Annotated in this window: 8 protein-coding genes; 1 reads left to right on the top strand and 7 read right to left on the bottom strand. The window is 56.8% G+C overall.

Going from position 1 to position 11,486, the window contains the following annotated elements:
• Nucleotides 1-26 precede the first annotated feature (26 nt).
• The 7 genes from DFP98_RS31085 to DFP98_RS31055 all read right to left on the bottom strand — a co-directional run bounded on the left by DFP98_RS31085 (nt 27) and on the right by DFP98_RS31055 (nt 9,338).
• Nucleotides 27-1,370: a sulfatase family protein gene (locus tag DFP98_RS31085; protein ID WP_116064535.1), complete on the bottom strand. Its 1,344-nt coding sequence runs from the start codon at nt 1,368-1,370 to the stop codon at nt 27-29.
• Nucleotides 1,371-1,385: 15 nt separating this feature from the next.
• The gene (locus tag DFP98_RS31080; RefSeq protein ID WP_220377195.1) at nt 1,386-2,231 is read right to left on the bottom strand and encodes a carbohydrate ABC transporter permease; all 846 of its coding nucleotides are present in this window, start codon (nt 2,229-2,231) and stop codon (nt 1,386-1,388) included.
• Nucleotides 2,232-2,242: 11 nt separating this feature from the next.
• Nucleotides 2,243-3,136: a carbohydrate ABC transporter permease gene (locus DFP98_RS31075; RefSeq protein WP_220377194.1), complete on the bottom strand. Its 894-nt coding sequence runs from the start codon at nt 3,134-3,136 to the stop codon at nt 2,243-2,245.
• Between the two features lie 250 nt (nt 3,137-3,386).
• Nucleotides 3,387-4,727, bottom strand: coding sequence for an ABC transporter substrate-binding protein (locus DFP98_RS31070; RefSeq protein ID WP_181918047.1), 1,341 nt, complete (start codon nt 4,725-4,727; stop codon nt 3,387-3,389).
• 272 nt (nt 4,728-4,999) lie between these two features.
• Complete coding sequence (locus DFP98_RS31065; RefSeq protein ID WP_116064532.1) at nt 5,000-6,628, bottom strand: response regulator transcription factor; 1,629 nt, start codon at nt 6,626-6,628, stop codon at nt 5,000-5,002.
• Nucleotides 6,625-8,427: a cache domain-containing sensor histidine kinase gene (locus tag DFP98_RS31060; protein WP_116064531.1), complete on the bottom strand. Its 1,803-nt coding sequence runs from the start codon at nt 8,425-8,427 to the stop codon at nt 6,625-6,627. Before DFP98_RS31060 ends, DFP98_RS31065 begins: the two co-directional genes overlap by 4 nt.
• 14 nt (nt 8,428-8,441) lie before the next feature.
• Nucleotides 8,442-9,338 carry an AraC family transcriptional regulator gene (locus DFP98_RS31055; RefSeq protein ID WP_181918046.1) on the bottom strand — a complete coding sequence of 299 codons (897 nt, stop codon included), beginning with the start codon at nt 9,336-9,338 and terminating at the stop codon, nt 8,442-8,444.
• A gap of 100 nt (nt 9,339-9,438) precedes the next feature.
• On the opposite strand from DFP98_RS31055, the gene DFP98_RS31050 reads away from it, so the two are divergent.
• Nucleotides 9,439-10,977: a sulfatase family protein gene (locus tag DFP98_RS31050; RefSeq protein ID WP_116064529.1), complete on the top strand. Its 1,539-nt coding sequence runs from the start codon at nt 9,439-9,441 to the stop codon at nt 10,975-10,977.
• The last annotated feature ends 509 nt before the right edge of the window (nt 10,978-11,486 follow it).

Raw genomic sequence — 11,486 nt, 5'->3', positions numbered from 1 at the left:
AAGCTCCGGGACGGTCCTCTTGCTCTTTATTGCAGCGTCTCCTCGCGAGTCGCCCTGCGCTGGCCTCCGGGGCGAGCCTCCGCCGGGACGATAACGGGAGCGCTCTCTCCCGCTTCGGTCATTCTGCGGAGCAATCGGCCCCGCATCGCCTCGGCCACCTCGGCGTGGGAATCGAGGCCGATCAGATTGGTTAGCTCGTACGGATCGGCCTGAAGGTCGTACAGCGACGTCTCCGCATAGCGATCCGACCCGCCGTCGGCGAAGCCGTCCTTGTCCGGCGCCGTGACGCCGTATTTCCAGCGCTGCGTCCGCACGGCGCGACCGACCTCGGTCTCGCTGATCTGAACGAACACCTCCTCCGGCCATGACGCGGCATCGCCCGCAACAAGCGGCTTGATCGACCGGCCCTGCATAGGCTCCGGAACGGGAATGCCCGCCCCGTCAAGCAGCGTCGGAGGCAAGTCGACCAGGCTGACCAGTTCGCGAACTTGACGTCCTCCGGTAAAGCCCGGCCCGGTAATCAGTGTCGGAACCCGGATCGAGGCGTCGTGCAGGGAACGCTTGTATTCGCCGTTGCGCGTCTTGAAGTGGCAGCCGTGATCCGAAGTGAACAGCACGATCGTATTGTCGCGCATGTCCAATGATTTGAGCGCGTCCATCAGGCGGCCGAACGCCTCGTCCAACCGTTTGACCATGCCATAGTAGCCCGGTAGATGCTGGTGTGCGGTGCCCCCGAGCGCCGCCAGGTCGGGCGGCAGCCAACCTCCCGTATATCGCTCCCGATACCCGTCCGGGGCCGGATAGTCGTCGAGATGGTTCTGATGGTGGGGCTCCAAATAAGAGAGAAACAGATAAAACGGATTGTCCTTATGATCGTCGATATAGCGAATCGCGGCATCGGTAATCGCGTCCACCCGATAGCCCGGCAGCTTCACCGGCTCGTTGTCGTTGTTGTACATGACCGTATTGTAGGCGTCGGAGGAAAACTCCAGCACGTTGGAGGCCAGCCAATACTCGTAACCCCCGCGATACTTCTCGCTTACCGGCTCCTCCGGCGCTAGATGCCATTTGCCGATATAGCCCGTATCGTACCCGGCCGCTCCGAACGAATGAGCCAGTGTCGGCATATCCTCGGGAAGATGAATGCCGTTGGCGTAACATCCCGTCTCTGTCGCATATAGCCCGGTTTGAAGACAGGATCTCGCGGGCCCGCATACCGGCTGGCACGTGAAGGAATGCGTCAGATGCGTGCCAAGCAGCGCCTCCCGGTCGAAATTCGGCATCAGCCCCATCGGATTGCCGTGCAATCCCGACGTATCCCACCGCTGTTGATCCGTGAAAAACACAATGACATTCGGTTGCTTGGACATCCCCTATCATCCTCTCTACTCTTTGACTCCGCCGGCGGTAAGCCCTTCGACCATGTAGCGCTGCAAAAACAGAAACGCGATCAGCAACGGCAGCGTCGCCGTCACGGCCGCGGCCGTCGCGCCGGACCAGTTGTACGAATACTCCCCAAGGAACGTAAGCGACAGGCCCGGGCTTAACGTTCTCTTGTCGAGATCGCTTACCAGCGTCAAGCCGAACAGGAAGTCGTCCCACGCGATCAGAAAAGTATAGATGGCGATCGCCATAATGCCCGGCTTGGAGAGCGGTACGATAACGGTGAACAGCACGCGGAACCGGGAGGCTCCGTCGATCTCCGCCGCCTCCTCCAACTCGCGCGAGATGCTGTTGAAGAAAGTCCGCATCAGCATGACGCTGAACGGCAGCGCCGTCGAAGCCGCCGCCAGCACGAGCACGAACAGCGTGTTCAGCAGGTTCATTTTCTGATACTGGGAATACAGGCCGATAACGAGCGTAACGGTCGGAAACATCTGCGCCGACAGCAATAGCAGCGCAATGAGATTGCTCCCCTTAAAGCGGAATCTGGACAGCGCGTACCCCGCGAAGATCGATACGATGATACACATAACCGTCGCTCCGGCCGCAACCAGGAACGTATTTTTATAGAAGGTCAGAAATACGGAAGATTTCAATATATCGACATAGCTGCTTAAATCGATATTAAACGGAATCCACTTCGGCGGCAACTTCATCAGCTCGCTGTTGCTTTGCAGCGACGTGACGAACATCCAATAGACGGGGAACAGAAATCCGACCATAATGACGAGCAGCGCGACATACGTCAGGCCTTCCTTGCGGAACAGCAAATATTTGACTCTATCCATAGGCTCTTCTCCTAATGCTCCGAGTTTCGATTCATGTAACGGGTGAACAACACCGAGAAGACGAACAGCAGAATGAGCCAGATCACGCCGATGGCCGAGCCTTTGCCGAGCTCATATCTGGAGAATGCCGTCTCGTAGGTGAGAATGGCGAGCGAGGTCGTCGAACCGGCCGGTCCTCCGTTCGTTAAGGTAAAGAACAAGGTGAACATCTGAAAATTGTTGACGATCATAATCAGCGTAACGCTTGTAATGACGGGCTTTAGCAGCGGAAGCGTCACGTGCAGGAACATTTTCCAGCCGCTGGCCCCGTCGATTCTGGCTGCCTCGTACAGGCTGGCCGGGATGTTCTGCAGTCCGGCGAGCAGCATAACGCTGACCAGCGGCGTCTGCCGGAACACGGCCACGACCGTGATGGCCGCCAGCGCCCAGTCCATGCTCTGAAGCCAGCTTACGTTCTCGCTCATCAATCCGGAGCGAGTCATCATATAGTTCAACACGCCGTAATCCGGCTGGTAGATCCACAGGAAGATCAGCGCGGTTACGATCGTAGGAATGGCCCAAGGGATCATGAACAGGCTGCGCAGGAAGCTCCGCATCCGGATGTTGCGGTTGAGCAGCACCGCCGTAAGCAGACCGAGCAGCAGATCGATCGTGACCGCGGCCGCGACGTAAGTCAGCGTAATTCCGAACGAATGGTAGAACTCGGACGAGCCGAGCAATTCGGTATAGTTGCGAAATTGGTTCCAGGAACGATCCGGGTCCATCAGGGAATAGTCGGAAAAGCTTAACGCAATGGCGCTCACCAGCGGAGCGATAATCGTCAGCATCATAATGACGAATACGGGCAGCAGCAGCACGGTTGCGAACGCGATATTTCTCTGCGTCCGGCTTAGTCGGAAGAACATCGGCTTCACCTCATTTTTCATGTTGTCGTCGAATGGAGAGGCTGTCTCATAAGCAAAGTTGCTCTAGATGATCGATAAAAAAGAGGGTGTATATACCTCCCGGAGACTGCCTCATACGCTCCTGAAATCACCTTGTCACGGGTTTATCTATTCAGATTTCAGGAGCGTATAGCAGCGGAGGGAGGTATATACACCTGATATTATCGATTATCTTTCCAAGCAACTTGACCTGCTTATGAGACACTTCCGCCTATTGGTCGTACAAGGCTTTGATCTTCGGCATGACGAGCGTGATCGCTTCTTCCGTACTTTTGTTTGAATCGGTCACAAGCACGATCATGTCGGACGACTGCTTCATCGCGTTATCGAACTTCGGATTGGAGGCCGGAAGCGGCGAAGCCGTCTTCATCTGCTCGTTGAACACGCTGGCATAGTCGTCCTCGTTCATCTCCGGCAGCGAGGCTACCGATGTCAGCGAGGACATGATGCCGTTCAGTTGATGGTAGATCAGCATCGCGTCCTTGGATACGAGATACTTCACGAATTCCGCGGCCGCTTCCTTATGCTTGCCGCCTGCCGGAATAATGAGCTGATGCTCGGTGAATACCGTCTCGCTTCTGCCCGTCTTGCCCGGAGGAACGATGACGACTCCCCATTCCTTGTCGAAGGCCTCGCCTTTGCCGCTCATATTGCGGAAGTTCGTCCGACCGAAATCCCCGTCGATCAGCAGGCCCATTGTGCCGTTGGCGAACATGCCGCGCAGCGACTTCATATCCGAGCCTTTGGGCGAAATGCCGCCGCCAATCATTTCCTTCATATAGCCGAGCGTATCCGTCAATGCAGTCCCTTCGTCCCAGACGATCTTGCCCTGCTCGTCGATGAACTTGCCGCCATACGACAACGATGTCCGCAATAGCATGTTGCCCGTATAGGAGTCCGTGGCGGCCGTCTCCCCGATGCCGTAGATCGGATTGCCGTTCTCGTCCTTGCCGAGAGCAGCGACGGCTTTGGCGGCTGCGATCATTTCGTCCCAAGCCGCCGGCGGCTTCTTGGGGTCGAGGCCCGCTTTGGCGAACAGGGTTTTGTTCCAGAACAGAGCGCTCGGATGCGGCGCCCAGGGCATCGCCATCACCTGTCCGTCGTATGTCACTCCGGAGCGGCTGCCTTCCACGATGTCGTTCACGAGGTCCGCGCCCACCAGCTCCTCGATCGGCGACGCCACCTTCGCTCCGACGAAAGCGGCGGTGAAATTCTGATTGGCCATCGACACGTCGGGGGCGTTGCCTCCGGCCGAGTTGACCAGCACCTGGTCCTTGAACTGCTGGAACGGAATGCCAAGCGATTTGACCTTGATGTTCGGATGCTTGGACTCAAAATCGGCAATCAATTGTTTATAAGCTTCCTTCGTTCCATCCTCGACCGAAATCCAGTTCGCGAACGTAATTTCCGTCACTTCGCCTTTCGGCGCTTCCGAAGCGGAGGAAGACGAGCTTGAGCCGGCTTCCGGCTTCTCGTTCGATCCGCACGCAGCCAGCATCGACACCAGTCCGACCGTCAACATCCCTTGCGCGAGCTTTTTCCACGGTTTCATACAGCGACCACCCTTTTCAGTGATAATGATCATTGACAGCTGCGACTGCCTTGATATGAGTATATAAGCATCCGCTTTTGGCGTTTTGCCATATGTTCGGGTGATTTAGTCCTATTTTCGTCACTGACAAGCAAAAGCGCCTTTGGCGTCCTCTAGACGCAAAATCGAGTTTTTGTCGGCGATGATTCAGATAAATATAGCGAATTTTATACTTTCTGAATTACGGAAAGAGACCCCGTCGGCTCGCAAACTCGCGAAACCGTCGGCGCCTCCTATTTGTTCGCGCTCATTTTATACTCCAGCGGAGTCATCCCGGTTGCCTTCTTGAACACCTTCGTAAAATAGCTCGCATTCGGATAGCCGACCAGCTCCGCGAGAGCCCCCATCCTCGCTTCCCCAGCGCGGATCAGCTCCTTCGCTTTACCGATGCGAACGTCGGTCAAATAATCGTTAAAGCTGATGCCGGTCTCCTTCTTGAACAGCTCGCTTAAATACGTCTTGTTCAAATGAACATGATCCGCCACCTGTTGCAGAGAGATGTCCTCGGCATAGCTGGCGGCCAGATAGCGGAACGCCTGCCGAATCGGCTCGCTGTAAGGCGGACGCAGCCGCTTTGCCTCCCGGAGCAGCTCGGCGACTTGGCCGGCCAGCCAAGCTTTGACCTCCTCGAACGTGCGAAGCCGATTCAACTCCTCCGCCGGAGAGAACGACTGGTAACGCGCGAGCGTCTCGGATTGCGGATCGAGCTTCCGAACCTTCTGCAGCACCGTATAGAGCAGCTCCAGCCCGAAGGCTTTGAACCCGCTCTCCGACAGCTCTCCTGCGCGCAAGTCGTTGTCCATACACGCATGCAGCGCTCGCAGCGCCTCGTCATAGCTTCCCGTCTCGACATAATAGGCGATGTCGCTGACGATCGCATAGGCCGTCTGGGAAGGCTCGCCGAAGCCGGTCAGCTTCGTATCGGGAAACCAGACGATATTCCGTTTGCCGTAGAAGCGCTGGCGTCGCAGCGCTTCCATGCCCTCGCCAAGCTGCCGACCCAGCGCGGACAAATCGGGATACGGCTCGCTAATGCCGACCGACGCCGGTACGCGCAGAAATTCCCGCAGATTGTTGGACAGCCGGTGCGCGCAGCGCAGCGACTTGTCGCGGATCGATTTGCCGCCGAAGCCGTCCGCGTTGCACGCGACGACAAACAGATTTTCCTCGTACAGGAAGCTGCAGCCACCCCCCGTCTCCCCGCGGACCGTCTCGTCCAGAATATTCAGTATCGCCGACTCAAGCAGCTCGGGCGTGCGAATTTTTGCCTCGCTCAGGCAGCTCGGATAATCGTCCAAACTAACGGTCATCAGCATCGGATGCTTGTCGGACAAGGGAACGTCCAGCCAGATCATTTTGTCGCGAAACTCGCGCATCGCAGCGGGCTGACCCTTCAGCAACTCCTTGAAATAGATCGCCCGCAGCGCATAGCGATTCTCGTTCAGCCTGCTCTTCAGCGAATGAACCTCGTCCTCGCGCCGACGCTCGACCGCCATCTGCGCTTGAAGCTTGCCGATGACCTCGCGCAGACCGTCCACCGTCACCTCAGCCTTCAGAATGTATTCGGACGCTCCCAGCTTCAACGCTTCGGAAGCGTATTTGAATTCGTCGTAAGAACTAAGAATGAGCGAGCGGACTCCCGGCTGGCGTTCGACCAGTTGACGAATCAGCTGCAGACCGTCCATCACCGGCATTTTAATGTCGGTAATGACCAAGTCCACGGGATGTTCCCGACAGAACTCCAACGCCTCCTTGCCGTTGCCGCAAGCGCCCGCCACGTTGATGTCCAGGCCGGTCCGCTGCAGCAGCGTCTCGAACCAGCGCCGAATTTGCGCCTCGTCATCCACGATTAAAATATTCATGCCGTTAATTCCTCCGGTCCCCGTATCGCGGGCAAAGATAGCAGCACGTCCGTTCCGCCCTCCGCTCGGGCAATGACGATCAGATCCGCGCTTGCGCCGTAGTGCAGTCTCAGGCGGTCGCGGATGTTCCGTAAGCCCATACCCGAGCCCTGCTCAATCGCCAGCGCCGTAATGTCCGTATCGACTTCGGGCCGAGGAAGCTCGGAATAACCGACTCCGTCGTCGCGGATTCGAAACCAAACCTTGCCGTCGCTTAGACCGCCCTGCACAAGCACCGTTCCCGGCGAAGCCTTCGGCTCGATGCCGTGGAAGATCGCATTCTCCACGATCGGCTGCAGCAGCAGCTTTAACGTCTTGAGGTGCATCATTCCCTCGTCCGCTGCGAATTCCACCCGCAGATGCTCGCCCTGCCTCGCCTCTTGGATTCGCACGTAATTGCGCAGGTTCTCCAGCTCTTCGGAGATCGGGATAAACTCGCCTTCCTCCGTTAACGTTCGCTTAAGCAGCCGAACGAGCGCCACAATGATCGAATCCACCTTTTCCGGAGGTTCGGTCGGCAGCATTGAGCGGATCGAGGCAAGCGTGTTGTACAGAAAATGCGTATTGATCTGCGACTGAAGCGCGCGGATTTCCGTACGCCGTTTCATCTCCTGCTCGGCCAGTACGCGGTCGTGCAAATCCTCGATTCTCCCTACCATACTGTTGAATTTACGGGCCAGCTCGCCGATCTCGTCGCTGCCGGACACCGCCGAGCGCTCCTGCAGGTTGCCCATCTCGACCTTCTTCATACTGATGAACAAACGCTGAATCGGTATGGACAGGCGGCGTGCGATATAGTAGGAGACCAGGAAAGAGACGGCCAGCACGGCCAAAAACAACAGCACGGTCAGACGCTCCAGCTTGCCGATGTCGGCGTACAGCTCCGTAAGCGGCGTATATGCGACGATCCGCCAGCCCGTCTTAGCCACCGTATCGTAAGTGATCAGCAGGTTGCGGCCGTTCAGCTTTGCAACGAAATGACCGCTCTCCCCCTCCAGCTCGTCCATCCCTTCGCCGAAGCTTCCGAGCGAGCTGCCGATCAATTGCTTGTCGAAGGCGGAGATGACGATGCCCCGGTCGTCGATCAGCAACGCGTTCTCGTAATCCTCGAAGGCGCTGCGGTACTGCTGATAGAGGAAACCTTCGCCGACGCTGATCAGGAAAACCCCGAGCCTCGCCCCGGTCTCGAAATCTTTCAGCAGGCGAACCGCCGAGACAAAATGGTTATCGTCGACGGTCGGAATCAGCTTCTCCGACGGATCGGAGATCCAGACGATGCTTCCGTCCGCCCGCAGCACATCCTCGTACCACGACTCGTCCTTAACCGAGCCGATACCAATTTTCCGACCTTCGTAAAGGGTGTGCAGCTCGAAGCCGTTCTCTCCGAACAGCGTCGTATTGTAATCCATCCAAGTATAAGCATATTTGTAATTGATCATCGTCTTGGCCAGAAAATCGCGTTTGGCGATTTCCTCGTATATCCCCAAGCCTTGAGGCGGCTTCAGCAGCTCGTATAGCCCGCTGTTGGCAAAATAAAGGTTGGAAATTGCGGTCAAGTCGGAAGCCATAATGTTCAGCTTGTCGGCAATCTGGTTCAGCATCTCCAGGTTGGAGGTAATCTCCTTCTCCTTTAACGTATTCTTGGAGATCGTTAGGGAGACGTAGCTGAACAGTCCAAGAGGAAGAACGATCAGCAATACAAAGGAAGTCAGTATTTTGCGCTGTACGCTGCTTTTCTTGTTGAACAATCGTTTCCACATCTGCGCATTTCCCCTTAAGGCTCGGTTCGCGGCGACGGCTCGACGACGAGTCCCCGTGCAGCCGCGCGGTAGTCGGTAGGCGTCAAGGCGTAACGGTGCTTAAATGCACGCGTAAAAGCATACACGGACGAGTAGCCGAGCGAATAGGCGATCTCCGTCACCGATGCCGCCGTGTCCGCGAGCATACGCTTTGCTTTGTCCAGCCGTACCTGAGCGATGTACAGTGCAGGCGACATGCCGGTATGCTCCGAGAACGCCGATGAGAAATGCGTACGGCTCACTCCGGCCGCTTCCGCCGCCTGAGTGACGGAAATTCCTTCGGCCGCATGAAGCTCGATATATTCCAGACTGCGCTTGAGCCAGCCTTGCTGGGCTTCTTCAGAGTCGGCTGGCTCCGACCGTCCTTCCGCCAGCTTCGCGAATAGCCGATACAACAGGCTCTGCAAGCGGAGAACCGCGGACAGATCCCCTGGGGACGGATTGCGCAGCAAGCTCAATATTCGCTTCAGCGTCCCTTGCGCCCTCGCCCCTGGGCGGCCCTCAACGAACGGCGTCTCCGGCTTAAAGCCGATCATATCCAGCATTCCCTCTGCGCCCGGGCCGTCCAGCACAAGCCAGGACATTTCCAGATTTTCCGGGCTTGGGACAAAGCGGTACGTATAGGTTCGCATCGGATAAAGGCAGAACGCGTTCCCGGCATTCAGCACGACGCTTCCTCCCTCGTACTCCAGATGAACCTGTCCTCTGCTGACGAAATGCAGGCTGTAGCTTTCGATTTTTTTCGGACCGGCGCTATAGCCGGGCTTGGTGGCCGTTGTTCCCGCGCGAACGGGCCACAGGGCGCAGCGCTTGTCTGCGGTGCCGGGAGCGTAGTAGAGAAACTCCGCGATTTCGTTGCCGTAGTCCTTCATGAGGGCTCCCCCTGACAAAATGATAAACGAATCGGACATACCGCCATTCTCCGAATGCCCGCTATTCCCTACAATGTAGGGGAGAGGAGGCGTTGCCGCAATGAGTAAAAAGCCAAACATTTTGTTAATCACGAGCGATCAGCAGCATTGGAATACGATCGGCGCCTTTAACGACGAGATCCGCACTCCGAATCTGGATCGCCTCGTTCGGGAAGGAACCGTTTTCAATCGGGCGTATTGTCCGAATCCGACATGCACGCCCAGCCGCGCATCTATTATAACGGGGCAATATCCGAGCCAGCACGGCGCATGGACGCTGGGCACTAAGCTGCTGGAGGACCGCCGCTGCGTCGGAGAAGATTTCAGCGAGGCCGGCTACCGGACGGCGCTGATCGGCAAAGCCCACTTCCAGCCGCTGCGCTCAACCGAGGAATATCCGTCGCTTGAAGCCTATCCGGTGCTTCAGGACTTGGAATTCTGGGACGGCTTCGAGGGGCCCTTCTACGGCTTCGACCATGTCGAGCTTGCGCGCAACCATACGAACGAAGCCCATGTCGGACAGCATTACGCGCTATGGATGGAGGAGAAGGGCTGCGCCAACTGGCGCGATTATTTCCTTCCCCCGACAGGAACGATGGACCGCTCCGTCACCTACAAATGGCCGATACCCGAACAGTATCATTATAATACGTGGATCGCGGAGCGCACGAACAACCTCCTGGAGCAGTATCGGGACGAAGACTCCCCGTTTTTCCTGTGGGCCAGCTTTTTCGATCCGCATCCCGAATATCTCGTTCCCGAGCCTTGGGATACGATGTACGATCCCGAGTCGTTGACGATTCCCGGACTTACGCCCGGGGAGCATGACGCCAACCCGCCGCATTTCGGCAAGACGCAGGAGGATAATCCGGACTTCTCCGACCTGCTCGAAAGCGGGTACGGCATCCACGGCTACCGCTCCCATCTGTACTACGAGTACGGGGACAAGTTCAAGCTGACGAACGATGATCGTAAAAAAATCGTATCCACCTATTACGGCATGATCAGCATGATGGATCGCGATATCGGTAAAATCTTGGACAAACTGGACGCGCTCGGGCTGGCAGAAAATACGATTGTCGTGTTCACGACCGACCATGGGCATTTTTTCGGTCAGCATGGCCTGCAAGCCAAAGGCGGCTTCCACTACGAGGATTTGATCCGGCTGCCGTTTATCGTTCGCTATCCGGGGCAGGTTCCCGCGGGCGCGACGTCCGATGCCATTCAGTCGCTGGTCGACCTCGCCCCTACGCTGCTGTCGCTATGCGGGCTGCCCGTTCCGCACGCCATGACCGGCGTTGATCAGAGCGGCGTATGGAAGGGCGTCTGCGGATCGGCCCGGGATCATGCAATCTGCGAGTTCCGCCACGAGGCGACAACGATCCATCAGAAAACGTACGTAGACCAACGCTACAAAATTACGGTCTACTACAATCAAACCTACGGCGAATTGTTCGATCTGTTGGAGGACCCCGACGAGCTTCGCAACCTGTGGGACGATCCCGCGCACCTGGCGCTGAAAATGGAGTTGCTCCTCAAATACATCTGGGCCGAGCTCGGCAAGGAGCCGATGCCGATGCCTCGTATCTGGCACGCTTAGACGACAACCTTGAGACAAATGTCGAAGCGTAAGTATCTCCAGCCGATGGCTAGAAGGAGATACTTACGCTCTATTTTCCTACGACTGACCTGCTTCTAACGGTCTGGGAGACCGTTGCACAAGCAAAATCGAGCGGCTGGTTGCCTTTAACGGTCTGGGAGACCGTTAAACGAGCAAAACCGAGCGGCTCACTGCCTCTAACGGTCTGGGAGACCGTTACACGAGCAAAATTGAGCGGCTCACTGCCTCTAACGGTCTGGGAGACCGTTACACTAGCAAAATTGAGCGGCTAGCTGCCTTTAACGGTCTGGGAGACCGTTGCAAGAGCAAAATCGAGCGGCTAGCTGCCTCTAACGGTCTGGGAGACCGTTGCGCAAGCAAAATCGAGCGGCTAGCTGCCTCTAACGGTCTGGGTGGACCTCTGTCAAGAAAGTGGACACTCTTTAAGCGCAATTTCATTTCTATTTTTGTAGTACATTTCCTCGAATCGGTCTGGAGATTCATAACCT

Source organism: Cohnella phaseoli (assembly GCF_003386235.1).
Taxonomy (GTDB): Bacteria; Bacillota; Bacilli; order Paenibacillales; family Paenibacillaceae; genus Cohnella; species Cohnella phaseoli.
This window is presented reverse-complemented; position numbering and strand designations above follow the sequence as displayed.